Source organism: Micromonospora sp. AMSO1212t (assembly GCF_008868145.1).
GTDB lineage: Bacteria > Actinomycetota > Actinomycetes > Mycobacteriales > Micromonosporaceae > Micromonospora > Micromonospora tulbaghiae.
In genome coordinates this window covers 1-24,828 of the sequence record NZ_WBKS01000024.1, presented here as the reverse complement: position 1 = coordinate 24,828, position 24,828 = coordinate 1, and the positions used below count along the sequence as shown (strand labels likewise).

General features: G+C 73.2%; 16 protein-coding genes, 1 rRNA gene and 1 pseudogene. 8 read left to right on the top strand and 10 right to left on the bottom strand.

Going from position 1 to position 24,828, the window contains the following annotated elements; genetic code table 11:
- Positions 1 to 128 precede the first annotated feature (128 nt).
- The gene (locus F8279_RS09405) at positions 129 to 869 is read left to right on the top strand and encodes a M23 family metallopeptidase (protein ID WP_091425979.1); all 741 of its coding nucleotides are present in this window, start codon (positions 129 to 131) and stop codon (positions 867 to 869) included.
- Between the two features lie 56 nt (positions 870 to 925).
- Positions 926 to 1,996 (top strand): PHP domain-containing protein, encoded by a 1,071-nt coding sequence (locus F8279_RS09400; RefSeq protein WP_091425981.1) that lies wholly within the window; start codon positions 926 to 928, stop codon positions 1,994 to 1,996.
- 3 nt (positions 1,997 to 1,999) lie between these two features.
- On the opposite strand, the gene F8279_RS09395 is transcribed toward F8279_RS09400, so the two are convergent.
- On the bottom strand, positions 2,000 to 2,974 hold the full coding sequence (locus F8279_RS09395) for a DMT family transporter (protein ID WP_192580663.1): 975 nt from the start codon (positions 2,972 to 2,974) through the stop codon (positions 2,000 to 2,002).
- 73 nt (positions 2,975 to 3,047) lie between these two features.
- On the opposite strand from F8279_RS09395, the gene F8279_RS09390 reads away from it, so the two are divergent.
- Complete coding sequence (locus tag F8279_RS09390) at positions 3,048 to 4,718, top strand: DUF885 domain-containing protein (RefSeq protein ID WP_151499688.1); 1,671 nt, start codon at positions 3,048 to 3,050, stop codon at positions 4,716 to 4,718.
- A gap of 45 nt (positions 4,719 to 4,763) precedes the next feature.
- On the opposite strand, the gene F8279_RS09385 is transcribed toward F8279_RS09390, so the two are convergent.
- The 3 genes from F8279_RS09385 to F8279_RS09375 form a co-directional block, all read right to left on the bottom strand.
- The gene (locus F8279_RS09385) at positions 4,764 to 6,320 is read right to left on the bottom strand and encodes a DUF6114 domain-containing protein (protein WP_091426071.1); all 1,557 of its coding nucleotides are present in this window, start codon (positions 6,318 to 6,320) and stop codon (positions 4,764 to 4,766) included.
- Positions 6,321 to 6,397: 77 nt separating this feature from the next.
- Positions 6,398 to 7,021, bottom strand: a complete 624-nt coding sequence (locus tag F8279_RS09380) for a DUF6230 family protein (RefSeq protein WP_091425986.1) — start codon at positions 7,019 to 7,021, stop codon at positions 6,398 to 6,400.
- 391 nt (positions 7,022 to 7,412) lie between these two features.
- The gene (locus F8279_RS09375) at positions 7,413 to 8,570 is read right to left on the bottom strand and encodes a DUF3068 domain-containing protein (RefSeq protein ID WP_091425988.1); all 1,158 of its coding nucleotides are present in this window, start codon (positions 8,568 to 8,570) and stop codon (positions 7,413 to 7,415) included.
- A gap of 113 nt (positions 8,571 to 8,683) precedes the next feature.
- Between F8279_RS09375 and F8279_RS09370 the strand changes: the two genes are divergently transcribed.
- Together F8279_RS09370 and F8279_RS09365 are read left to right on the top strand one after the other, a co-directional pair.
- The gene (locus tag F8279_RS09370) at positions 8,684 to 9,913 is read left to right on the top strand and encodes an acyltransferase (RefSeq protein WP_091425991.1); all 1,230 of its coding nucleotides are present in this window, start codon (positions 8,684 to 8,686) and stop codon (positions 9,911 to 9,913) included.
- A gap of 151 nt (positions 9,914 to 10,064) precedes the next feature.
- Entirely contained in the window at positions 10,065 to 11,243 is a 1,179-nt protein-coding gene (locus F8279_RS09365) for a glycosyltransferase family 4 protein (RefSeq protein WP_091426073.1), read from the top strand.
- On the opposite strand, the gene F8279_RS09360 is transcribed toward F8279_RS09365, so the two are convergent.
- The 3 genes from F8279_RS09360 to F8279_RS09350 are packed head-to-tail and all read right to left on the bottom strand — an operon-like array spanning position 11,228 to position 15,050.
- Positions 11,228 to 11,422, bottom strand: a complete 195-nt coding sequence (locus F8279_RS09360; RefSeq protein WP_091425994.1) for a hypothetical protein — start codon at positions 11,420 to 11,422, stop codon at positions 11,228 to 11,230. The two genes, F8279_RS09365 and F8279_RS09360, sit on opposite strands and share 16 nt — an antisense overlap.
- 35 nt (positions 11,423 to 11,457) lie before the next feature.
- A complete protein-coding gene (locus F8279_RS09355) occupies positions 11,458 to 13,167 on the bottom strand; it encodes a hypothetical protein (protein WP_091425996.1) in 1,710 nt (569 codons plus the stop codon).
- The gene (locus F8279_RS09350) at positions 13,167 to 15,050 is read right to left on the bottom strand and encodes a hypothetical protein (protein ID WP_151499686.1); all 1,884 of its coding nucleotides are present in this window, start codon (positions 15,048 to 15,050) and stop codon (positions 13,167 to 13,169) included. The genes F8279_RS09355 and F8279_RS09350 overlap by 1 nt, the downstream gene beginning before the upstream one ends.
- 162 nt (positions 15,051 to 15,212) lie before the next feature.
- Here F8279_RS09350 and F8279_RS09345 point away from each other — a divergent pair, with 162 nt between their 5' ends.
- Both F8279_RS09345 and F8279_RS30550 read left to right on the top strand, forming a co-directional pair.
- Positions 15,213 to 19,727: an alpha-(1->3)-arabinofuranosyltransferase gene (locus F8279_RS09345; protein ID WP_151499684.1), complete on the top strand. Its 4,515-nt coding sequence runs from the start codon at positions 15,213 to 15,215 to the stop codon at positions 19,725 to 19,727.
- Positions 19,724 to 20,968: pseudogene (locus F8279_RS30550) on the top strand (polysaccharide biosynthesis protein); the annotation flags it as partial. The gene F8279_RS09345 and the pseudogene F8279_RS30550, both read left to right, overlap by 4 nt.
- Here F8279_RS30550 and nudC read toward each other — a convergent pair.
- Positions 20,871 to 21,815 carry an NAD(+) diphosphatase gene (gene nudC, locus F8279_RS09340; protein WP_091426076.1) on the bottom strand — a complete coding sequence of 315 codons (945 nt, stop codon included), beginning with the start codon at positions 21,813 to 21,815 and terminating at the stop codon, positions 20,871 to 20,873. The pseudogene F8279_RS30550 and the gene nudC sit on opposite strands and share 98 nt — an antisense overlap.
- 186 nt (positions 21,816 to 22,001) lie before the next feature.
- Here nudC and F8279_RS09335 point away from each other — a divergent pair, with 186 nt between their 5' ends.
- Complete coding sequence (locus tag F8279_RS09335; protein WP_192580664.1) at positions 22,002 to 23,816, top strand: VanW family protein; 1,815 nt, start codon at positions 22,002 to 22,004, stop codon at positions 23,814 to 23,816.
- A gap of 58 nt (positions 23,817 to 23,874) precedes the next feature.
- On the opposite strand, the gene F8279_RS09330 is transcribed toward F8279_RS09335, so the two are convergent.
- Together F8279_RS09330 and rrf are read right to left on the bottom strand one after the other, a co-directional pair.
- Positions 23,875 to 24,501 carry an NADPH-dependent F420 reductase gene (locus F8279_RS09330; RefSeq protein WP_151499681.1) on the bottom strand — a complete coding sequence of 209 codons (627 nt, stop codon included), beginning with the start codon at positions 24,499 to 24,501 and terminating at the stop codon, positions 23,875 to 23,877.
- A gap of 206 nt (positions 24,502 to 24,707) precedes the next feature.
- Positions 24,708 to 24,824: ribosomal RNA gene (gene rrf, locus F8279_RS09325) — 5S ribosomal RNA — on the bottom strand.
- Positions 24,825 to 24,828 lie beyond the last annotated feature (4 nt).

The window sequence follows — 24,828 nt, the reverse complement described above, 5'->3', positions numbered from 1 at the left end:
GGAACGCCCCCGGACCGGTCCCCTCGGGTCCGCCGTGCCATCCGTGCGTCACCGCCGCCCCCTTTCCCGGACCGTCCGTCCCGCGTTCGGCATTCGTCCCTACGGTAGTGGTCTGTCAGGATGACCGGATGCGCTCGCCATCGATCGGACGCCGCACGCTGCCGGCGTACCCGGTCCTGCTGCTCGTCGCGGCGCTCGCCGCCGGGTGCGGCGCCCCCGCCGGGCGCGCCGACAGGTGGCAGGAACCGAGCCCGGTCGCGACGGCCGCGCAGCCCGCCGAGCCGACCCCGCCGGCCGCCTCCTCGTCGGCGGCGGCGTCGCCGGCGCGCACCGATGTGAAGCGGGTCTTCCCGGTACGGGCCGGCAACGTCGACTACCACCCGACGCACGGCGGCTACCCGGGCACCGACGTGTTCGCCGACTGCGGGGAGCCGGTGGTGGCGGTCACCGACGGCGTGGTCCTGGAGGTGAGCCGCGTCGACCGGTTCGACAAGCGCGGGCCGCTGGGCCCGAACAACGGCGGGCTCTCCGTCTCGCTGCTCGGCGACGACGGGGTGCGCTACTACGGCTCGCACCTGAGCGCGATCACGGCCGGCGTCGAGGCCGGGGTACGGGTGCGCGCCGGGCAGCAGCTCGGCAAGGTGGGCCGCACCGGCAACGCCAACAACGTCTGCCACCTGCACTTCGGCCTGTCCCCGAAGTGCACCGGCGCCGACGACTGGTGGATTCGCCGGGGCGTGGTCTGGCCGGCTCCGTATCTGAACTCCTGGCGCAAGGGCGGCAACCGCTCGCCGGTCGCCGAGGTCACCGCCTGGCAGCGCAAGCACGGCTGCCCGGCCTCGCCCGGCCGGTCCACCCGCGGCGGCTGACCGACTCGCGCCGCGGGGACACGCGGCGGACGGCGTATGCGCGTAGGTTCCAGGGCATGAGTGCCCGGGATCCCATCGCCGACCTGCGCCGGATCGCGTTCCTGCTGGAACGGGCGAACGAGGCCACCTACCGGGTCCGGGCGTTCCGTTCGGCGGCGAAGACGCTCGGCGCGCTGCCCGCCGCCGAGGTGGCCGAGCGGGCCCGTACCGGCAAGCTGACCGAGCTTTCCGGCGTCGGTGACGTGACCGCCCGTTGCGTGGCCGAGTCGCTGGCCGGCGAGGAACCCGTCTACCTGCGCCGGCTCCTCGCCACCGAGGGCACCGACCTGGACGAGGCGGCGGCGAAGCTGCGGGACGCGCTGCGCGGCGACTGCCACACCCACTCGGACTGGTCAGACGGCGGCTCGCCGATCGAGGAGATGGCGCTGGCGGCGGTCGAGCTGGGTCACGAGTACCTGGTGCTCACCGACCACTCGCCGCGGCTCACCGTGGCGCGGGGTCTGACCGCGGAGCGGCTGCGCAAGCAGCTCGACCACGTCGCCGCCGTCAACGAGGCGCTGCCGAAGGGCTTCCGCCTCCTCACCGGCATCGAGGTCGACATCCTCGCCGACGGCTCGCTCGACCAGGACGAGGACCTGCTGGCCCGCCTCGACGTGGTGGTCGGCTCGGTGCACAGCGGCCTCAACGACGACCGGGCGAAGATGACCCGCCGGATGCTGACCGCGATCGCCAACCCGCACCTGGACATCCTCGGTCACTGCACCGGCCGGATGGTCTCCTCCCGGCCCGCCGGGGTGACCGGGCCCGGCGACCGGGGGCACCGGGCGCGTACCCGCAAGGAGAGCGAGTTCGACGCGGACGCCGTCTTCGCCGCCTGCGCCGAGCACGACGTGGCCGTCGAGATCAACTCCCGGCCGGAGCGGCAGGACCCGCCGAAGCGGCTGATCCGCCTCGCGCTGGAGGCCGGGTGCAGGTTCGCGATCGACACCGACGCGCACGCGCCGGGCCAGCTCGACTGGCAGCGCTTCGGCTGCGAGCGGGCCGCGCTGTGCGGCGTACCGGCGAAGCGGGTGGTGAACACCTGGACGGCCGACCGCCTGGTGAAGTGGACGGCCGGCCGCAGCTGAGCGTCAGCCCTGGGCGGCCGGCTCGGCGGCGCGTACGGCGGGCGCCACCGCCTCCGGGCGTGGACGGCGCCGCCCGAACAGACCCTGGGCGACCGCCACGCCGACGAGCACCACGAACGCGCCCACCGGCTGGTGCCAGTTCATTCGCTCACCGAGCACCACCGCGCCGACGAGCACCGCGAACACCGGGATCAGGTACGTCACTGTGGACGCCGTGCTCGCCCCGGCCAGCCGGATGTTGCGCATGTTGATCACGAAGGCGAGCCCGGTGCCGAGCGCGCCGAGCGCCAGCACGCTCACCGCCACGCGCGGGGAGAGGCCGATCGGCGACGGCGGCGTACCGACGAACGGCGCGACCAGCGCGAGCTGCGCGGTCGCCACCAGCAGCTGGGCCGCCGACAGCGACAGGCCGGAGTACGCGCTGCCCGCGACGAACTTCTTCTGGTACGGAATCGCCAGCCCGTAGCAGGCCGCCGCGCCGAAGCACATGAGCTGGCCGACGAAGTGGGCGCCGCCCACGCCCTCCCAGACGCCGAGCACCACGAGCACGCCGACGAAGCCCAGCCCCAGCCCGATCGCACGCCGGGCGGTCAGCCGCTCGGTCCGGAACACCAGCACCGCCAGCGGCAGCACGATCAGCGGCGTGGTGGCGTTCCAGATGCCGGCGAGCATCGACTCGACCCGCTGCTCGCCGTAGCCGAACAGCGTGAACGGCACCGCGACGCCGAACGCGGCCACCACGAGCATGTGCGCCCACACCCGGGGGTCGCGGGGCAGCCGGTCGCGCAGCACGGCCAGCACCACGAGCAGCGTCAGGGCGCCGGTGGCCACCCGGTAGAGGGTGAGGTGCACGGGGTGCAGCTCGGTCACGCCGATCTTGATGAACAGGAAGCTGGAACCCCAGATGGCGGCGAGCGCGACGAACCCGGGCAGCCAGCTCCGTACCGGCGCGCGGTCAGGAGTGATCTCGACGTTCACCCCTGACACTCTGCCGCAGAGGTACGACGAAGTCGCGCGGTATTCCGGATGCGGGGTCACGTAGGGTCGCCTGGTGGGACGAATCGATGACCTCGCCAACCGGTACGTGGCCGAGTGGGCTCCGCTGAGCCCGACCGGCGCCACCTACGTCGGCATCGCCGGCTACGACGACCAGCTCGACGACCTGTCGCCCGAGGGTTACGCGGCCCGCGCCGAGCTGGCCCGCCGCACGCTCGGCGAACTCGACGTGACCGAGCCGGAGACCGAGGCGGAGCGGACCGCCCAGGAGGCCATGCAGGAGCGCCTCGGCCTGGAGCTGGCCCGCCACGACGCGGGCGAGACCGGCAGCGAGGTCAACGTGATCGCGAGCGGGCTGCACGAGATCCGGATGGTCTTCGACCTGATGCCGACCGACGGCGAACAGGCCCGGGCGAACGTGGCCGCCCGGCTCAACCGCTTCGCGTCCGCGCTGGACGGCTACAAGCGCACGCTGCGCGAGGCCGCCGCCGCGGGACGGGTCAGCTCGCGGGTGCAGCTCGTCGAGGTCGCCAAGCAGTGCGACGTCTGGGTCGACCCGGAGGGCGACAACTTCTTCCACGGGCTGGTCGAGCGGATCGACGCCGACGGCGCGCTCGGCGCGGAGCTGCGCAAGGGCGCCGCCGCCGCGACCGCCGCCACCGCCGAGTTCGGGCAGTTCCTGCGCACGGAGCTGGCGCCGGTGGGGCGGGAGAAGCAGGCCGCCGGGCGGGAGCGCTACGAACTGGCCTCGCAGTACTTCCTCGGCGCGAAGGTCGACCTGGACGAGACGTACGCCTGGGGTTTCGCCGAGCTGGCCCGGCTGGAGGCCGAGATGCGGGCGGTGGCCGCGCGGATCGCCGGGCGTGGCGCCTCGGTCGACGACGCGGTACGCGTTCTCGACGCGGACCCGGCGCGGACGGTACGCGGCAAGGAGGCGTTCCGGGACTGGATGCAGGCGCTCGCCGACAAGGCGGTCACCGAGCTGAACGGCACCCACTTCGACATCCCCGAGCAGGTGCGCCGGATCGAGTGCTGCCTCGCGCCGACGAGCGACGGCGCCATCTACTACACCGGTCCGAGCGAGGACTTCTCCCGCCCGGGACGGATGTGGTGGGCGGTGCCGCAGGGCATCACCGACTTCTCCACCTGGCGCGAGGTGACCACCGTCTACCACGAGGGCGTGCCGGGTCACCACCTCCAGGTCGCCCAGACCGCCGTCCGGGCCGACCTGCTCAACCGCTGGCAGCGGCTGCTGTGCTGGGTCTCCGGGCACGGCGAGGGCTGGGCGCTCTACTCGGAGCGGCTGATGGACGAGCTGGGCTACCTCGACGACCCGGGTGACCGGCTCGGCATGCTCGACGGGCAGGCGCTGCGCGCGGCCCGGGTCATCGTGGACATCGGCATGCACCTGGAGCTGGAGATCCCGAAGGACAACCCGTTCGGCTTCCACCCGGGCGAGCGGTGGACGCCGGAGCTGGGCTGGGAGTTCATGCGGGCGCACTGCCGGGTGCCGGACGAGAACCTGCGCTTCGAGTTGAACCGCTACCTGGGCTGGCCCGGGCAGGCGCCGTCGTACAAGGTGGGCGAGCGGATCTGGTTGCAGGCCCGGGAGGACGCGAAGGCCCGCAAGGGCGCCGACTTCGACCTCAAGGAGTTCCACCGCCAGGCGCTCGACCTGGGTTCGCTGGGGCTCGACCCGCTGCGCAAGGCGCTGGCCCGGATCTGAGCCGTGGTCCGGGTGCCGGCGGTGCGTCCGCCGGCACCCGTCGCCCTACGCGCCGAGGGTCAACCGCAGCGGCTCGCCGGTCAACGTGTCGCTGGTGACGTACGCCAGGTCGATGACCGGGTCGGTGAACGTCACCTTGAAGGGCAGCGTGACCGGCAGCCCGTCCGGGAACGGCAGGTCCGGGGTCAGCGTCAGCTTGATGCCGGCGAGCTTGCCGACGAACCGGGTGCAGTAGAACGCGACGTCGTCGCGGACGACGAGCTGAGGGGTCACGTACCGCTGGGTGCGACCGCGTGGACCGTCGGCGACCAGCAGGAAGTCGTCGGTCACCGCCTCCTTCATGCTGAACTTCAGCACCTTGAGCGCGCCCTGCTCGGTCTGCAGGTCGGTGATCCCCTCGAACCGCAGCCCGGTCATGGCCACCTTGGAGCCGGTGAGCTTCGACGGCTGCTGGCCCACCTTCGGCAGGCTCGGGTCGGCGGCGATACGCGGCAGCGGCTTGCCCGGTTCCACCTTGCCGGGCTTCGCCGGTTCCTCCTTGCCCGGCTTGCCCGGCGCCGGGCAGTCGGTCGAGCCGGGACGGGTCGTCGGCTTGCTCGTCGGGGCCGCCGACCCGCTCGCGGTCGGTGTGGGCGAGGGCGTCGCGCTCTTGCCGCTGCCGCCCTTGAACAGGTCGCCGATCCCGTCGAAGAAGTCGGTGATGATGTTGCCTTCCCGTGTCGGGCTCGCGCTCGGCGTCGGGGTGGGCGTGGCGGAGGGTGCGCTCGCGCCGGAGGACGGCGTGGCGGGTTTCGACGGGCAGGCGCTCGCGGCGGGCTTGCTCGGGGCGGCCTGCACCGCCCGCGGCTGTACGGCGAGGCCGGCGGTGGCGAGGCCGAGCACCACGAGGACGATGCCGAAGGTGCGCGGGTCCGCCGAACGGCCCGCCCACTCCGGCGGGCCGCCGTCGGATCCGGCCGCCTGCCCGTTCACCGACTGCCGAGGGACCGGCCGCTCCCCGCCCGGCCGCTCGGCAGTCGGCTGCTCGACGGCCGGACGGACGCCGACCGGCACCTCGACGGTCGGCCGCTCGTCCGCGGGCTGCGCGTCCACGGCCGTCTCGGGCTCGTCGTCCACCGTGGTGCCGGGCTCGTCTGTGCCGGGCTCGTCGGTGCCGGGCTCGTCGGTGCCGGGCTCGGCCTCGGCCGCTTCGGCGCCGGCGGGACCGGCCGGCGGGGTCGGCACCCAGGCGAACGCGAGCGCGCTGCCCAGAATGCCGAGCAGCAGGCCGACGAAGAAGCCGCCGAGGTTGAGCCCGATCAGGGAGTAGACGGCGGTGATCGCCGCGACGATCGAGTAGAACAGCCGCTGCGCCGGACTGAGCCAGAGCAGCACCCCGCAGGTCACGAGAATGCCTGGGATCAGCAGGGAGAGCAGGCCGGTGGCGCCGCTGCTGAAGCTCAGGCCGTTGAGGGTCAACCGGGTGGAGGCGAGCATCTCCACCCCGGCCAGGATGATGAACAGGCCGCCCCAGAACGGCCGGCTCCGCTGCCAGCGGCGGAAGGTCCGCCAAGCCCGGGCCGCGGTGCCGAGCCGGGCGTGGGACGGTTCGACGGTTGTCACGTACTCCTCCTGGCGGAGCGGGGACGGGGACGGTGGGGCGGGCCCGCGGTGGTCGGCCACCGCGGGCCGTGCTCAGCTCAGAAGCACTCCTTGCCCTTGGCGTCGTCGCCCACGTTGACCTTGAGCCGGAGCCCGACCAGGTTGAACGTCGAGGAAGTGGTGTAGCGGGACACCTGCTTCAGTTCGCGGATGGTCACCCGGTCGGAGTTCTGGCCGAACGAGCCCCGCTGCGCCGTCGGGTTGAGGTCGCTGGCGTCGCGGCCGATCTGGATGTTGGTGAAGGTGGCGTTGCCCTCGAGCGAGTCCATCGCGATCACGAGGTCCTTGGCCCGGGCGGGGTCCTTGCCCTCACCGGCGTTGATGGTGAGCACCACCGGCAGGCCGGGCAGGTCGGCGCGGACGGACTGGCAGAGCTTGTACAGGTCGGCGCTGCTGATCTCGGCCATCGCGACCGGGCGCGTCGCGCCGGCCTTGCCGTCCTCGCCCTTCTCGCGGACGATGCCGCCGTACTGCTTGAAGCCCTCGCCCTCCAGGCGCTCGGCGCCGATCTTGAACGTCTGCCCGGACACGGTGATGTCGGAGGCGATGGCGCCGGTCGACATGCCGAACAGGATGGCACCGGCGGCGGCCGTGGTGGGCACGATCATGGCGGCGAACCGCCGCCACCGGGTGCGACCCTGGTTGTCGAGCCGATTCTGCACGGGTTCCTCCTCGAACGAATGTGCGCGGCGGCCGGTTCGAACCGGCGGCCCGCGCCGGGCCCGTCCTCTGTTACCGACGGGTAACGATCGAGCCTGATCGTGCACCCGATGCGGTGTAGCTCACAACCCCCCGATTACCCGGCGGTAACACCGAGATGGGACGCGGAGATGACGGGGCGTCACGAAATCCCAGGCCAGGCGGGGCGACGAGGGCGAAATGTCGCGCCAAACCGGGCATAGATGATGGTGAACGCGACGGAAAGTCACTGGATATCTCGCCGTTACAATCGAGTAACGAATGTAAAGTACGGTCGCCCGCATGGGAGATCTTCACGACGGAGGGGTGGACCGCAGTGCGGTCCACCCCTCCGTCGTGCTTCCGGCGTACCGGTCAGCGGCGCTCCACCTCACCGGCGCCCGAGCGCTGGCCCGGCACCGACGGATCGTCGGACCGCCAGTTCGTCGACGCCGGCGGGATCTCGTCGTCGAGCGGGCCACCCACGGGCTCCTGGTCGACGCGGGTGGGCGTCGGGTCGGAGGCCGGCGCGTCCGCGCGGTGTCGGGCGTTGCCGTCGCCCTTGGGCCGGGTCACCAGCCACACGCCCGCGATCAGGGCGATCAGGCCGAGCACAGCGGCGATGATCGGGCCCCAGACACTGATCATGCCGATCTTGAAACGGTTGTCCTTCACCGTCTCGACGCTGCGGCTGATCGTGTCGTCGTTGTAGTTGAAGTCCGCGTCCAGCAGCACGGTCGGGGCGCCGGTGTCCGGACGCAGCTCCTTGTACTGCTGCTCGCGCACCTTGACGTAGGCGCCGGTCACCGGGTCGACCCAGAGCGTACGGGTGTTGCTGTAGACGACCTGGCCGGTGGTCGCGGTCGGCGCGAACTTGCCCAGCAGCGTCTTGACGCTGTCCGCCGGGGTGTTCAGCGGCTCGTTCTCGATCCGCTGCTCGAAGCGGTACGTCTCGACGCCCTTGATCTTCTCGGTGCCGGTGAACCGCGCCGGGAACGTCTTCTTCAGGTCGCGGTCGAACACCTGGTAGTCACGCTTGCCGGTGCCGAACGGGAACTTGTAGATCTGGCCGGAGTAGCGCACGTTGCCGACCGGGGTCTGCTCCGCGCCGGACTCGTTGAGCCACTGCTCGTCCCACGGCGCCGCCGCGCCGGAGATCCGGTACAGCGCCAGCTCGGTGCTGTACTGGCTGATCACATCCTGGTTGTCGCTGCGCTTGACCGTCTGGAAGACGTTCCAGATGACCGCGTCGCCCTTCAGCTCCTTGGGCACGCGGTCCTTGGTGTCCTCCGGCTGCGGGATGACCTCGATGCTGGACACGAGGTCGGCCTGCGGCACCTCGATGCTCACCGCGCCGGCTTCGGACTTGATCTGTAGGAACTTCGCGCCCTTCGCCTCCGCGACGGACGTCGTTGGTTCCAGGTCATAGGGCAGCTTGGTCACGGCAGGGGCCACGTAGAACGGCAGCCCGGCCGCGAAGACCAGCAACAAGACACCTAGCCCGAAGAGCGCGGCGCCCACGCGAAGCTTCACTCATCCTCCTGTAACCTGCCGCCCTACGGTCTGTCGTCCGGGGCACCCGATCCTTAGCATTGGCGGGAGGTTACTCCCCAGTCACCTTCAAAAGCGACCCCCTGGATGTCCAGATGTCCACAGCCACCACGCCAACAACCCCGGAGCCATCGGTAACGGGCCGTCTTCCCGCCCTCGACGCGCTGCGAGCGATCGGCGCGGTGGCGGTCGTCGGTCACCACGTCGGCTTCCAGACCGCCGTCACCATGAACACCACGTGGGGCGGCTGGTTGGCGCGTCTGGACGTGGGCGTGGCGATCTTCTTCGTGCTGTCCGGCTTCCTGCTGTTCCGCCCGTGGGCGCTCAGCGTCGCGACCGGACGGCCGCGGCCCCGCACCAAGCGGTACTTCTGGCGCCGCGCGCTGCGGATCCTGCCCGCGTACTGGCTGGCGGTGGTGGTCTGTTTCGTCGTCCTGCCCGGCAACCACCCGGTGTCGGCGGGTGACTGGCTGCGCCACCTCACGCTCACCCAGATCTACGAAGCCGGCCAGCTCGGGCACGGGCTCAGCCAGACCTGGAGCCTCGCCACCGAGGTCGTCTTCTACCTGCTCCTGCCGCTGATCGCCGTGCTCGCCGTGGGCCGGACGTGGCGTCCCGTCCGCACCGTGCTGCTCGCCTCCTCCGGGGCGTTGCTGACCCTCGCATGGGTCGCCATGATGGGCGCCGGCTGGCTCGACGGCGCGCTGCACACGATGTGGTTCCCCTCGTACGGCGCCTGGTTCGGCGGCGGCATGGCGCTCGCCGCGGCACACGTGGCCCTGCGTACCGGCACCGCGCCGGCCGCCTTCCGCGTGCTCGACGACCTCGCCTCGGCGCCGCTCGCCTGCTGGGCGGCCGCGGTCGCGGTGATGGCGATCGCGACGACGCCGATCGCCGGTCCGCGCGACCTGACCAGCCCGACCGCCACCGAGTTCGGCACCAAACTGGCGCTCTACCTCCTGATCGCCGTCCTGATCACGATCCCGGTGGCGTTCGGCGGGCCGACCCGGGCGAAGGAGGCCTTCAGCAGCGGGTGGGCGCGGTGGATGGGCCACGTGTCGTACGGCCTGTTCCTGTGGCACCCGCTGGTCATCGAGCTGATCTACCTGCTCGACGACCGGCCGCTGTTCACCGGCGGATTCGTCAACACCTTCGCCCTGACCATGGTCTTCGGCCTGGCGTACGCCGCGGTCAGCTACTACGGCGTCGAGCGCCCCCTCCAGACGCTCGGCACGCAGAGCCGCCGCCGGCCGACCGGGCGTGGGCCGGCATCCGGGACATCAGCCGTCCCGGCCACCACACCGGACGTCGCGGCGCCCGCCTAGCTGTCACGCACCGCTCACCTTCCGTGACCCGGCACCGGCCGGACGGCCGACGCCGCCGGTCGGGGCATTGCCGGGCGCAGGCCCAGCCCTTAATGTGACGCGCACCGCTAAATTACTTGAGAGTAGGGTTCGCGTGGAGCGTCGCTTCGGCATGCCCGGACACGTGCTGTTCCTCAACTGGCGAGACACTCGCAACCCCGAGGGCGGCGGTTCCGAGGTGTACGTGGAACGGATCGCCGCCGAGCTGGTGGCGCGCGGATTCCGCGCCACCCTGTTCTGCGCCGCGCACCGCGAAGCCCCCGCCGACGAGGTCAACGACGAGGGCATCCGGTTCGTCCGGCGCGGCGGCCGGCACACCGTCTACCTCTGGGCCGCGCTCTGCTACCTGGCCGGGGCGTTCGGCCTCGGCCCGCTCGCCGCGCGGCGGGGCGGCCGGCCGGACATCCTCGTCGACGTCTGCAACGGCCTGCCGTTCCTCTCCCCGCTCTGGGCCCGGCGCCCGGTGGTCAAGCTGATCCACCACGTGCACCGCGAGCAGTGGCCGGTGGTCCTGCCGCAGTGGGCCGCCCGGTTCGGCTGGTGGGTCGAGTCGTCGCTGGCGGTACGCGTCTACCGGCGCTGCCGGTACGTCACCGTGTCCGAGGCGACCCGGCGTGAACTCGCCACCCTCGGCGTACCGCCGGAGCAGGTCTCGGTGGTCTACAACGGCACGCCGGAGCTGCCCCGAACCGACGCCGAGCGCGCCCCGTTCCCGCTGCTCGTGACGCTCAACCGCCTGGTGCCGCACAAGCGGGTGGAGGTGGCGCTGCGCGCGGTCGCGGCGCTCGCCGACGAGCTGCCCCAGCTCCGGCTTGTGGTTGCCGGGCAGGGCTGGTGGGAGTCGCACCTGCGCGAGGTCGCCGACGAGCTGGACATCACCGACCGGGTGGACTTCCGGGGCTTCGTGACGGAGGAGGAGAAGGCCGCGCTGCTCGCCTCGGCCTGGGTCGCCCTGACGCCGTCGCTCAAGGAGGGCTGGGGGCTGACGATCGTGGAGGCCGGCGCTGCGGGTACACCGACAGTGGCGTTCCGGGAGGCGGGTGGCGTCGCGGAGGCGGTGGTCGACGGGCGTACCGGCCTGCTGGCCGACGACATCGACGACTACCTGGCGAAGGTGCGCGCGCTGCTGCACGACGACGAGATGCGTCAGGAGATGGGCGCCCAGGCCCGGCGGCACGCGGCGAACTTCACCTGGCCGGTGGCGGGGGAACGCTTCGCGACCCTGCTGGAGACTGCGGACTCGCCCCGCCCGGTCCAGCGGCGGGGCGACCCGTCCTACCTGTTGCCGTAGACCTCGGGGGCGTACGGGTCCTGCTTCCCGGCCCGCTTGGCCGCCTCCGTGGCGTTACGCGCCTCGGTCGCGGCCTCCTCCGCCGTGGCGGTCGCGGCGGCCGAGAGCCCGCCGAGGGCCAGGACCCCGAGCAACGCCGCCACCAGGCCGGACACGACAAGGGTCAAAGCTCTACGCATGCCATTCCTCCGATGGTGAGACGTGCGAGCGGACGTTACCACGCAGTAGCTCGCCGGCGTAGGGTCGAAAAGGCGGCAGCCATGACCGCCAGAACGGCAGTTCCGCACGCGAGCACGACCAGCCAGCGGCTCGCTCCGGCCCGCGGCGGCGAATCCGAGGCGGCCGGGTTCCGGTAGAGGCTCAGCGACTCCCCCTCGTACCGGAGGTCGAGACCGGCCAGGACGGCCGGGTCCACTGTGCTCGGTGTGCCGTGCTGCACCACCACCCAGCGCACGCCGGTGGCCGAGACCGGCCGCCCCTCGGCAAGCACCCGGCGCACCTCGCGCAGGCGCGGATTCTCGCCGGCCACCGCGACGTCGTCGACCACGAGCGTGTCGTCGGTGAGCACGGTTCCCGGCAGATAGCGGGGCGCCGGGTCCAGCACCACCCGGCCCGGGTTCCACGGATAGGCCCGGTAGGTGGTCAGCGGCAGGGCGAGGATCTCACCGGGATCGTCGGGCAGGCGCTCGGCGACCGCCCGCCAGTCCGCCGGGTAGCGCACCGGACTGATCCGGCCGGCCCCGCCGAACGCCAGGTCCGGCATCGCGGCCACCGGCAGGAGCAGCAGCCCGGCCAGCACGATCCCGCCCACCTCGCGGTCGATCCGGGCAACCAGCCGTTCGGCGCCGAGCGCCGCGCACACCACCAGCACGAGGGCGTACGGCGCGAGGAACTTCTGCCCGTCGCGGAGCAGCCCCGCCCCGGGCACGTGCGCCACCGCCCAGCTCAGCGCCGCGTTGCCGCCGGGCAGCACGGCGAGGGCGGCCAGCAGGTACGCGCCGCCGGCCAGCACGCCCAGCCGTACCGCCGCGCCCGCCGGCAGCCGACGCCGCAACAGGCCGGCGCCGACCACGGCCAGCACCACGAGCACCACTGTCGCCAGCGGGGCCAGCGTGGCGGACCGGCTGGCCGGAGTGGCCTGCACGTTCCAGATGCCGCCGGTGCCCGCGAGCGCCACCAGCGGGCCCGCCCAGTTCTCTGCGCGCGCCGCGAACGCCGCCACGCCGGCCGGGTCGGACGTGCCGCCCGCGCCGGTGACCAGGGCCGCCACGATCCACGGGGCGTTGAGCAGCGCGACACCGCCCACCGCGACCGCGGACAGCCGGAGCCGCGCCCGGTCCGTCGCCAGCGCCAGCACCGTCGCCAGCGCGATCAGGCCGCCGGTCGGGGTGATCGCGGCGGGAGCGGCGAGCAGCACCACCCGGGCGAGCGCGCCGTCACGGCCCGCCCGCAGGTCCAGCGCCGCCCGCACCAGCCAGGGCAACGCGGCGTACGCCAGCAGCAGCCCCCACTGCCCGATCAGCAGCCGCTCGGCCAGGTACGGCGTCCACGCGTACGCCACCGCGGCGACCAGCCGCACCGCACGCCGCTGCGTCGGCACCAGCCGTCCGGCGCCCACGGCGGCGAACAGGACCGCCCCGGCCAGCGCCACCCGCTGCACCACCCAGCCCGGCACGAGCTGGGTCACCAGCGAGACCAGCGCGTCCATCGGCACCGCCCGGGGCAGGCTCTGCGCCGGGGCCACCAGATCCCAGCTCAGCGGCTGCCGGGGGACGAACACCATGTCGTACCGCAGCGCGTAGCCCGGCGCCGCGAGCGGAGCCAGGATCAACGCGGTGACGACGACCGCCCCGAGGTACAGCGGCAGCGTCTCCCGCCACCGCCGGACCGCGGGGCCGCCGGCCTCGGCGGGGCGTCCGGTCATTACGGCTTCGGCACCGCCCGGCCGATGGTGACGAGGTTGGTGCACAACCTGACGCCCGGCGTGTTCACGGTCAGCTCGACGGCGGACCCGGCGCCCTCCAGCATGAAGAACACGTCGTTCAGACCGCTCTTGAGCGTGAGTTCCCGGGTGGCGTCGCCGAGCTTGAACACCGCCGTCGAGTCACCGGAGCTGACGTAGCCGAAGTGCACGACGTACGGCCACTCCACCAGATAGCCGTCCATCGGGATCCGGACGGTCCGGCCGCCCTCGGCCAGGTGCCCGCAGCCCTCCACGGTGCCGGGCGCGACCTTGCGTCCCTCGACTACGACCGGACGGATCCGGCCGTTCTCGTCGAACGTCGACGGCTTCTCGCTCATCGTCACGAACGTCGGCCGACGGTCCGCCGGGCGGAAGAAGTGGGACTGGAGGTTGTCCGGCCAGAAGTATCCGGCAACGACCCGGTCCGGGACGGTCGTGTCGAAGAAGACGGTGCCGGGCGGCGCGGCGGCCAGCTCGGCCTGCGTCGTGGCCAGGTAGTCCCGCCCGTGCTTGATGCTCCAGTTGTCGCCGAACCGCGCGGTGCTCCACAGCGTGCCCACCCCGATGGTGGCCAGCAGCACGACCATCGAGACAAGACCCACGGCGAAGGCGCCCGGCTCCCGCAGCACAGTCGGCAGCGGCCACGCGGAGACGTCGTCCTCGTCGCTGTCCTTCATCCCGAGCAGCGCCACCCCGACGCAGATCGCGGCCACCAGCACCACGTCCGCGACGTACCGGGGGACGACGCCGACCAGCGGCCCCAGCGGTCCGCCGAGCCGGGTCACCGCGAACAGCGCCGCGACCAGGCCGAGGTAGCAGGCGAGCAGCAGCCAGGCCCGCCCGGCGGACGGCCGCCGCCGCACGGTGACCACGACCAGCGCCGCGAGCACCGCCCAGGACAGCCACTTCGCGATGTCGTACGGGTCGGACAGCGGCGGCCCGTCACCGGCGTACGTCCAGCGCCACGGCCCGCCGAGCAGGCCCGGCACCACCGTGTCGCCGATCAGGTCGCCCAGGAAGGAGAAGACCTGCCCGACCGAGGTGGGCTCGTCCAGCCCCCGGGCCGGGCGGGTCAGGTAGTACGCCAGGTACGCCCCGGACAGCACGGTGAGCATCAGCCACGCCGGCCAGAACCGCACGACGGTGGTCACCAGGCTGCGCCACGCACGGCCCTTGGTGAACAGGAACGCGGTCAGCAGGAACAGCAGCGGCACGATCAGCAGCGCCTTGGTGTCGAAGAGCAGGCCGAACACCAGCCAGAACGCGACCAGGACGAGATGCCGTCTCCGGCCGGTGCGCACGTACCGGACCTGGGCCGCCACCGCGAGGACCAGGGCGAGTTGCGGCGGCAGCACCAGCAGCCCGACCAGCCACAGCGACGACACCTCGAGCGTCAGCGGGCTGAACAGGAACAGGCTCAGCGGGACGAGCAGCCCCCAGCCGGGCCGCAGCAGGTCACGGAGCAGCCGGTAGAGGGCGATCCCCACCGCCGCCTGCCCGGCCGCCAGCAGCAGGATCCACGGCCAGCCGGCGAAACCGGCCGCCCGGACCATCAACCAGGCGACCGCGAGCCCGCCCGGCATGAGGTGGTTGTTGAACGTGCCCAGCAGGTAGTCCGGGTCCAGCCGGGTGTCGAGCACCTGCGCGGCGATGACGAACTCGTCCTGCGAGAACCAGCCACGCGCGGCCAGCCCGGCGCGCGACGCGACGGACACGATGATGAGGGCGATCGCGACCGCGCGGACGCGGTCGGCGGCTATCCAACGACCGAGTGGTCCGGGTCCGTCGTCCTCCGCGCCGACGGCTGCCGGATGCGTCTCGGCCGCTGCTTGTGGCATTGACATGGTCGGCAGCCTGCCACACGCTTACACGCCGTGGGGACGGCCGTTCTCCTGATAACGCCCCGCAGCGCCCCCAGGTCGCCGCCGCGCGTCCGGTCCGGATAACGTCGCGCGACACGCGTCATGTTGCAGGTGCGCGTACGGCCGGCGAGACAGGAGCCGAAAATGCGTGCGGACGGGACGACAACGTCGCCGACGGGGACGGACACCCCCGTCCGGGAGACCGGCCGGGCCCGGCAGACTGCCCGACGGTTCCGGCACCTGACGATCTGTCTCGCGCTCACCGCCCTCGCCTTCCAGCAGGCACCCGGGCAGGTCGTCCCGGACACCAAGGTCGACCTGAACGTCAACCCGGCGGGGTGGCTGCTGCGTTCGCTGCACCTGTGGGATCCCACCGGCACGTTCGGCCAGCTCCAGAACCAGGCGTACGGATATCTCTGGCCGATGGGCCCGTTCTTCCTGCTCGGGACGGAACTGGGCATCGCGCCGTGGATCGTCCAGCGGTTGTGGTGGGCGCTGCTGTTCTGCGTCGCGTACCTCGGTGTGGTGCGGCTGGCCGGCCGGCTCGGCATCGGCAGCCCCGCCGGCCGGATGATCGCCGGTGTCGCGTTCGCGCTGTCCCCGCGCATCCTGACCCAGCTCGGCTGGTCGTCGGTGGAGTCCTGGCCCAGCGCCGTCGCGCCGTGGGTGCTCATCCCGCTCGTGGGACTCGCCCGGGGCTCCCGCCTGCGCCGCGCGGTCGCCGGGTCGGCGGTCGCCGTCGCCTGCGCGGGCGGCGTCAACGCCACCGCCGTCGCCGCCGTGGTGCCGCTCGCCCTGCTCTGGCTCGCCACGCTCCGGCCGCTGCGCCGCCGTGTCACCGCCCTCGCCGCCTGGTGCGGCGCGGTCGCCCTGGCCACCGCGTGGTGGCTCATCCCGCTGCTGGTCCTCGGCCGGTACAGCCCGCCCTTCCTGGACTACATCGAGACCGCCCGCAACACCACGAGCGTCACCGACGCGGTGACGACGTTACGCGGCGCCTCCTACTGGGTCGCGTACCTGGCCTCCCCGTTCGGCGCGAACATCCCGGCCGGCGCGCGGCTGGCCAACGACACGCTGCTCGTCGTGGCCACCCTGGCGGTGGCCGTGCTCGGGGTGCTCGGGCTGTCCCGGCGCGGGATGCCGCACCGCCGGTTCCTCATCACCGGCCTGCTGCTCGGCGTCGCGCTCGTCGGGCTCGGGCACACCGGCGATCTGCCGAACATCCTCGCCGGGCCGCAGCAGCAGTTCCTCGACGGCATCGGCGCTCCGCTGCGCAACGTGCACAAGTTCGACGTGCTGCTCCGCCTGCCGCTGGCACTCGGCCTGGCGCACCTGGTCAGCCTCGCCGTACGCGCCGCCCGGACCGCGCCCGAGCAGCGCCGCGGTCGTGCCACGGCCCGGGCCTGGCTCACCGCCGGCACGGCCATGGTCGCGGTTGCGGGCGTCGCCTCACCGGCGCTCGCCGGTGGCCTCGCCACCCCGGGCGCGGTCAAGGACGTGCCCGGCTACTGGCACCAGGCCACCGACTGGCTGGACGCCAACACCGGACGCGGGCGCGTGCTCGTGGTCCCCGCCGCGCGCTTCCCCACGTACGACTGGGGCAGCACCACCGACGAGATCGCCCAGCCGCTGCTCGACAGCCGGTGGGCGGTCCGCAACGCCATCCCGTTCACCCCGCCCGCCACGATCCGGCTGCTGGACGCGATCGAGTCGACGCTCGCCACCGGCGCCGGGTCGAACGGCCTGGCCGATCTGCTCGCCCGCTCCGGGATCAGCCACGTCCTGTTCCGCGCCGACCTCGACCACGGCCGCTCGGACACGGCCCGCCCGGCGGTCGTCCGGCAGGCGCTGGAACGCTCACCCGGGCTGACCCGCGTCGTGGCCTTCGGCCCGGTACGCGGCGGCTCCGACTCCCCGGACGAGTTCCGCGACCAGGGCCTGGACGTGCCCGGCCGGGCACTCGAGGTGTACCGGGTGGACCGGGCCGTCCAGCCGGTGGTCGCGTACGACCGCGACGACGTGACCACTGTCGTCGGCGGTCCCGAGTCGCTGCTCGACCTGGCCGCCTCGGGCCAGCTGAGCGCCGCGCCCACGGTCCTGGCCGGCGACGCGAAGGCCGGCGGGACCACCGGGCCGGTCGTGATGACCGACGGGCTGCGGCGGCGCGACGTCTCGTTCGGCCGGCTGCGCGACAACTCCTCCCAGACGCTCACCGCCGGCGACACCTTCGCGGTGTCCGCGCCCGCGCACGACTATCTGCCCGACTGGGGACCGGAGTGGTCGACGGTCGCCCGCTTCGAGGGCATCAGCGGGATCCGCGCCTCGACCGCCCGCTCCCAGATCGACGCGACCGGCGGCGCCCGGCCGGAATACCAGCCGTACGCGGCGATGGACGGGAACACCGCCACGTCCTGGCGCTCGGCGCCGCACTCGCGCAGCGACAGGCAGTGGATCGAGGTGAACCTGGCGAACCCGACCCGGGTCACCCGGGTGGAGGTGTGGTTCGACCTGAAGGCCGACGCCCTGCCCACCACGGTCACCGTGACCGCCGGGTACGAGAGCCGCACCGTCGAGCAGTTCGGTGACCACATGGTCTTCGAGCTGCCCGGCGTCCACGCCACCCGCAAGGTCGAGGTCTCCGTCGACGCCGCGTTCGACCTGCGCCCGTTCGGCGACAAGTCGGTCGGCATCACCGAGATCAAGATTCCCGGAGTCGAGACCGGCCGGACGCTCCAGTTGCCCGCCGCCCCCGCCACCGACCAGCCGGCCGGTGTCGTCGTGTCGGCCGCGCCGTCCACGCCCGCCTGCTTCACCGTCGACGGCCGCCCGCGCTGCTCCACCGACGCGATCCGCGGCTCGGAGGACGCCTCCACCATCGACCGCACCTTCACGCTGCCGGTGGCCGGGACGTACGACGCGAAGCTGTGGGCACGACCGACGCCCGGCCCGGAGCTGAACGCCGCCCTGGACAAGCTGGTCGCCGACGCCCAGCCGTTGCGCCTCGCGCCGCAGGTCACCGCGTCCTCGACGGCAGTGCCCGACCCGGCCGGCCGGCCCGGCGCGGTCCTCGACGGCGACCCGGCCACGAGCTGGTCACCGGCGCTGAACGACGAGGCGCCGATCCTGCGCCTCACCTGGCTCGAACCGCAGGTCATCAGCCGGATCCGCTTCACCGTCGAGGAGGGGACCGCCGCCACCCGGCTCGGCAGCGTACGGGTGGTCGGCGACGACGGGTTCCGCAGCAACCTGCTCACCAACGACGGCGTGCTCACGCTCGACCCGCCGATGCGGACCGACGAGATCACCATCCAGTTCCTCGACAAGCCGTCCGCCACCAGCACCGACCCGTACGGCCTGCGGCTGCCCGAGGCGTTGCCCGTCGCGGTCGGCGAGGTGACGGTGCTGCCCCTCGGTACCACCGTCGCACCCCGTCCGGAGACCCCGCTGAAGCTGGCCTGCGGATCGGGCCCGACGCTCCAGGTGGGGTCGTCCCGGATCACCACCACGCTCACCGGCACGGTGCGCGACCTGCTGGAACTGCGCGAGATGCCGGTCACCGCCTGCGGCCGGAACACGCCCCGGCAGCTCGACCTGGGCAGCGGCGAGCACCGCGTCGTCACCACGGCGAGCACGCTCGCCACCGCCACCCGGGTCGCGCTGGCGCCACGCACCGCCACGCCCGCCGCGGCGGCCACCGCCAGCGACATCGAGGTGGGTTCCTGGTCGGCCACCGAGCGGCGGGTACGGGTTTCCGAGCACCCCGTCGACCGGGTGCTCGCGGTACGGGAGAACACCAACACCGGCTGGCAGGCGACCATCGGCGGGAGGACGCTCACCCCGCTCGTGGTGGACGGCTGGCAGCAGGGCTGGATCCTTCCCGCCGGTGTCTCCGGGGACGTGGTGCTGCGCTTCACGCCGGACACCCCGTACCGGATGGGTCTGCTGCTCGGCGGGGTTCTGCTGGCGGCGGTGGTCCTGCTCGCGGTGCTGCCTGATCGCCGGCCGGCCGGGGACCGGGCGGTCGCCGTCGTGCCGGCGGCCCGTCGACGGCTCACCCGCTCGCTGCCGCTGCTCGCAGTCGGCGCGGCCGCGCTCGTCCTCCACAGCGGTCTGCTCGGCGCCCTGCTGGTCGCGGCGGGCTTCATGCTCGCCGTACCCGGGCCGCGCCGCCTGCCCTGGATCGGTGACCCCCGGCGGGTCAGGAGGATCGCCCGGGCCGCCGAGACGTGGCTTCCCGGCGCGCTCGTGGTGCTCGCCGGATGGGTCTACCTGGAATCGGCCGACCAGCACACCGACGCGCTGCCGCAGCTCCTCACGGTCGCCGCCCTGGGCGCGCTCTGGCTCTCCACGACCGCCCGCCGACGGCCCGTACGCCGGATCCGCCCGGCCTCGGCGGCGGGCCCGGCCGTGCCGGCCCCCCGGGCGCCGACGCCCGTCCCCGCCCTCGCCGCCGCGGCCGTCGCCGCTCCCGCCGACCACACCGACCCGGGCGCGGGTCCTGATCGAGGACCGGACCTCGACGCCGACCCGGACGCGGACCGAGGTACCGACCCGGACGCGGACCGAGGTGCCGACCCGGACGGTCGGGCCGAGCCGGGCTCGGACGGGCGGCCGGGGCCGGGCGGCGACCCGGTGTCCCGCGTCTCGGAGATCACGTGAGCGAGGGCCGGCCGGAGGCCGCGGACGCCCGGAGAACCGGGCTGGGGGCGGCGGGTGTCGCCGTCACGCTGGCCGGTGTCCTGGTCAACGGCCTTGCCTACCTGGTGCCGGTGCTCGCCGCGCGGAAGCTGGACGCGGACGACCTCGGCGCGCTCGCCACCGCCCTCGGACTGGTGGCCATCGCCGGTGTGCCGGGGCTCGGCCTGCAACTGGCAGTCGCCGTGCACCACGCCCGGCACGGCCCGTCGGACACCCGGCGGCTCACCGTGCTGACCGCCGCCGTGTGCGCGGGGGCGCTGCTGGTGGCGACGCCGGTGCTGGTCGCCGCGTTGGACCTGCCCGCAGTGGTACCCGCGCTGCTGGCGGTCACCACGGCCTCGGTGGTGCTCTCGTCCCGCTCGCTCGGCGAGTTGCAGGGCGGCCAGCGCTTCCTGCGGCTCGCCACCGCGATGGCGCTGCTGGCCGCCGCCCGCTACGGCGGGGTGATCGTGGGGCTGCTGCTCGGCGCGGGCCTGACCGGCGCGCTCGCGATCGGGGCGCTCACCGCCGCGCTCGCGCCCCCGGCGCTGGCCTGGCTCACCGGTACGCCCCGGCGACCGTCCGCCGCACCGCGCCTGACCGTCGCCCAGGTGACCGCCGGATGCGGCGCGACGCTGGCGATGCTCGTCGTCTCCTACGCCGACCTGCTGCTGGCCCGGCAACTGCTGCCGCCGTCGGGCTCCGGGGCGTACTCGGTGGGGACGGTCCTGACCAAGGGCGCGCTCTGGGCGCCGCAGGTCGCCGCCGTCCTGGCCCTGCCGCGCCTGGCCCGCGGGGACCGCCGCAGCCGCACCGTCGCGCTCGCGGTGACGGGTGCCTGCGGTCTGGTCCTGGTGGGCGCGTCGGCGGTCGCGGGCGGGCTGGCCTTCCGGCTCGTCGGCGGACCCGGCTACACGGCGCTGGGCCGGTACGCGCCGCTGTTCGCCGCCGTCGGCGCGCTCTACGCGGTGACGTTCGTGCTGCTCAACGACCGTCTCGCCGGGGGCGTCAGGTGGGCGGCGGCACCGTTGTGGCTGGGCACCTGCGCGCTGGTGACGGTCGCCGCGATCGTGCGCCCGCGTACCGTCGGCGGTCTGGTCGTCGCGGCCCTCGCGACGGCCGTGGTCACGACACTGCTGATGGCCGTGCCGGCGAGTCGGCGCCCAGCCAGTCCTCCAGCAACAGGTGGTCGATCGAGTCCACCCGGCCCAGCGGCCGACCGGACGCGATCCGCTCCCGCAGCTCCGCCCGGGTGAACCAGCGCGCCTCCAGCAGCTCCACGCCGTCGACGCGAATCTGCTCGGAGGCGGCGACGGCCCGGAAACCCACCATCAGGCCGGCGGGGAACGGCCACGCCTGCGACCCCTGGTAGGTCACGTCGGTGACGGTGACACCCGCCTCCTCCGCCAGCTCCCGACGGACCGCGTCCTCCAGGCTCTCACCGACCTCGACGAAGCCGGCGAGCGTCGACCAGGCCCCCTCGGCCGCGCCCGCGTGCCGGGCCAGCAGGCAGCGCCCCGGCGGGCCGGGCGCCTCGACGAGCACGATGACGGCCGGCTCGATCCGGGGGAACAGCAGCCGCCCGCACTCCGCGCCGGCGCAGGTCCGGACGTGCCCGCCACCCCCGGCCACGGCCGCCGCGCCGCACGCGCCGCAGTATCGCTGCTGCCGGTGCCACAACAGCAACCCCCGGGCGTACGCCTGGACGGCCGCCCCGGCCGGGTCGAGCCGACCGGCCAGCGCCCGCAGGTCGACAGTCCCCGTCGCGGAGGCCGCCGCCACGGCGGCCCGCTCGCCCAGCGCGGAGAGATCCACGGCGAACACCGCGGCATCGCCGTCGACCCCGAGGAAGACGGTCTCGCCCGCGGCGGCCCGGACCGCCGACGCACGCTCCCCGGTGAGCCGGACCGGGCCGTCCCCGTCGACGAGGCAGCGGTCCCGCCACAACGGCAGCACCACGCTCGCCGGATCGGTCAGCCGCTCGGCCAGCCAGTCCGCGTCGACGCGTCGCGCCCCCGCCCGGTCCAGCCATCCGCCGCCGTACGCCGGCACCCGATCCTGTGTCCGCACCAGCTCACCGTGCCACGATCCACGCCCCGGCACGGCCCCGAAACGGGTGATCGGTGCGACACCGGCGGTCAACCGACACGACCGCCGGACCGGACACTCCCGGCGGGCCCGAGCGTTGGTTACCGTAGGTGTCTCCCGCGGGGGAAGCGGTCCCCGCGTGTACTTCCGATCGAGGTTGCAGTGACGATGTACGGCGAGAAGATGCCGGCTGCCGACGACCGGCCCACCATCAAGGTGGCGGCGGTGAGCTGGCCCGGCGTCGAGATGGAGCCGGTCGCCACACCACCGGGGGGCGGCGGCAAGCCGGCACGCTCGCGACGGGCCCGGCTGCTGCTGGCCGGCGGGATCGTCGCGGCCGTGCTCGCCGGCGGCGTCGGCCTGGGTGCCTACGCGTACGCCGGTGACGTGCCCCGCGGCACCACGGTGCTCGGCACCGAGCTGGGCGGGCGGAGCAAGGCCGAAGCGGCCCAGGCGCTCCGCGCCGAGCTGGAACGCCGGGCCGACACGTTGAACACCCCGCTCGCGGTCACAGTCGGTGGGAACAAGGCCGAGCTGAAGCCGTCCGACGTGGGGCTCGCCATCGACGTGGAGGCGACCGTGGCGGCGGCCGCCGAGGCGGACGCGCACGCGGTGAGCCGACTCGTCGGCTCCCGGTCGGTCGAGCCGGTGGTCACCGTCGACCAGGCCAAGCTGGGGGCGGCCCTGCGCAAGGTGATGGGCGCGCAGGGGCGTGAGATGACCATGCCGGCGATCATCTGGACCGGGACCACACCGAAGCCCGTCTACCCGAAGCCGGCGCTGACGATCGACACCGACGGCGCCGCCGCCGTGGTCAAGGCCGGCTGGCTGGCCGCCGAGCCGGTCACCGTGCCGCTCGTCGAGAAGTGGCCGGCCACCACCCGCGAGGAGGTGGACCGGATCATCGCCGAACTGGCCCGGCCCGCGGTGGCCGCACCGGTCACGCTCACCACCGACGGAGGCTCGGTCACCGTCCCGCCCGCCGCCATCGCCCGGTCGCTGCGCTTCTCCGCCGACGACGCCGGCACGCTCACCCCGAAGGTCGACGTCAAGCGGCTGCGTACCGCGCTCGGGGACCGGCTGACGAAGCTCGAGGTGGAGCCACAGAACGCCGGGCTGACCATCAGCGGCGGCAAGCCGAAGGTGCTGCCCAGCAAGGCCGGGCGCCAGGTCGACGCCGCCGCGCTCGGCCCGGCCCTGCTCGCGGTGCTGCCGAAGACCGAGGGCCGTACGGTGACCGCCGAGCTGAAGCCGGCCGCCCCCGAGCTGACCGAGGCGGAGCTGGCGAAGCTCGGTATCAAGGAGCGGGTGTCGACCTTCACCACCCACTTCACCGGTGGCCTCTCGTCGCCGCGGAGCCAGAACATCGTCCGCGCGGCGAAGGACGTGGACGGCGCGCTGGTGAAGCCGGGCGAGACGTTCTCGCTCAACGGGCACACCGGCGAACGCGGCTACGACCAGGGATACAAGGACGCCCCGACGATCGTCGGCGGCAAGCTGGTGCCGGGCGTCGGCGGCGGCGTCTCCCAGTTCACCACCACGCTGTTCAACGCCAGCTACTACGCCGGTCTGGAGGACGTCGAGCACAAGCCGCACTCGTTCTACTTCAGCCGCTACCCGGCGGTGATCGAGTCGACCATCTACTGGCCGCAGCTCGACTTCAAGTTCCGCAACAACACGCCCTACGGCGTACTGATCGACACGTCGTACACGTCCAGCTCGATCACCGTCTCGATCTGGAGCACCAAGATCTACGACAGCGTGAAGACCGAGTACGGCCCGCGCCGCAACATCACCCAGCCGAAGACGGTCTACCTGACGCCGGGACCGAGCTGCATCGCCGCCGCCGGCGCAGTCGGGTTCGCCCAGGACGCGTACCGGGTCATCAAGAAGGACGGCAAGGTGTTCAAGCGGGAGAAGTTCAGCTGGCGCTACGACGCCGAGCCGCGCTTCATCTGCGCCCCGAAGCCGGGCGACGACTGATCCACCGAACGCGGAAAAGCCCCGCCGGACGCATCCGGCGGGGCTTTTTCCATGCTTCTCAGGGCCGCGCCGCGGCCAGCCCTTCGCGTACGCCGTCGGCGTCCCGGTCGGTGCCGTAGACGGGCGTGTCCGGCTGCTGCCGCCAGCTCTCGTCCAGGGTGCCCGCGTCGACCGGGTCGAAGCCCAGCTCGTCCACCAGCCCCATCACGATCCGCTTGGCGTCCGCGTCGTCGGCGGCCACCGGCAGCGCGATCCGGCCCGCCGTACCGGCCGGCTTGCCCTGGTCCATCAGGTGCGCGGCCTGGATGTTGTTGAAGACCTTCACCACCCGCGCGCCCTTGAGGTGATCAGCGGTCCAGCGGCTGGAGCTGAGGCTGCGGTCCAGCAGCTCGGGGATGTCGCCGTCGCGCTGGGAGTAGTAGTTGTTGGCGTCGACCACCAGCTTGCCGTCGAAGAGCGCCGCCGGCAGCTGCGGCACCGCGTTCAGCGGGATCGCGATGACCACCAGCTCGGCGCCCTGGACGGCCTCCTCCACCGACACGGCCCGGGCGCCGCTCTCGGCGGCGAGGTCGGTCAGGCTCTGTGGCCCGCGGGAGTTGGCCACCGCGACGCCGTGACCGAGTGAACGCAGACGACGGGTGAGGGTGCCCCCGATGTGCCCCGACCCGATGATTCCGATCTCCATGCCCACTCCTGTACCCCGTGCGGTCGGACCCGATCACGGTCCCGGCGTACGGCACGTCACGTTTCGCGCCACCGAGCCGGCGGGCGTGTGCGTGCGTCGACGGTTCCCGCTCGACGGTACGAGATCGAGAGGGCCCGTCGTGGTGTTTTCCGGGGGAGAATACGATTCAGGGCCACCCCGTGTGGGGTGGCCCTGAATGAAAGATTGTCCGGCGGTGTCCTACTCTCCCACACCCTCCCGAGTGCAGTACCATCGGCGCTGGAGGGCTTAGCTTCCGGGTTCGGAATGTTACCGGGCGTTTCCCCTCCGCCATGACCGCCGTAACTC

Excerpts from the sequence above, each read along its gene's own strand:
- F8279_RS09405 (WP_091425979.1), top strand. The coding sequence starts at position 129 with ATGCGCTCGCCATCGATCGGACGCCGCACGCTGCCGGCGTACCCGGTC.
- F8279_RS09370 (WP_091425991.1), top strand. The coding sequence starts at position 8,684 with ATGTCCACAGCCACCACGCCAACAACCCCGGAGCCATCGGTAACGGGC.
- F8279_RS09400 (WP_091425981.1), top strand. The coding sequence starts at position 926 with ATGAGTGCCCGGGATCCCATCGCCGACCTGCGCCGGATCGCGTTCCTG.
- F8279_RS09355 (WP_091425996.1), bottom strand. The coding sequence starts at position 13,167 with ATGACCGGACGCCCCGCCGAGGCCGGCGGCCCCGCGGTCCGGCGGTGG.
- F8279_RS09350 (WP_151499686.1), bottom strand. The coding sequence starts at position 15,050 with ATGTCAATGCCACAAGCAGCGGCCGAGACGCATCCGGCAGCCGTCGGC.
- F8279_RS09365 (WP_091426073.1), top strand. The coding sequence starts at position 10,065 with ATGCCCGGACACGTGCTGTTCCTCAACTGGCGAGACACTCGCAACCCC.
- F8279_RS09330 (WP_151499681.1), bottom strand. The coding sequence starts at position 24,501 with ATGGAGATCGGAATCATCGGGTCGGGGCACATCGGGGGCACCCTCACC.
- F8279_RS09360 (WP_091425994.1), bottom strand. The coding sequence starts at position 11,422 with ATGCGTAGAGCTTTGACCCTTGTCGTGTCCGGCCTGGTGGCGGCGTTG.
- F8279_RS09345 (WP_151499684.1), top strand. The coding sequence starts at position 15,213 with ATGCGTGCGGACGGGACGACAACGTCGCCGACGGGGACGGACACCCCC.
- F8279_RS09335 (WP_192580664.1), top strand. The coding sequence starts at position 22,002 with ATGTACGGCGAGAAGATGCCGGCTGCCGACGACCGGCCCACCATCAAG.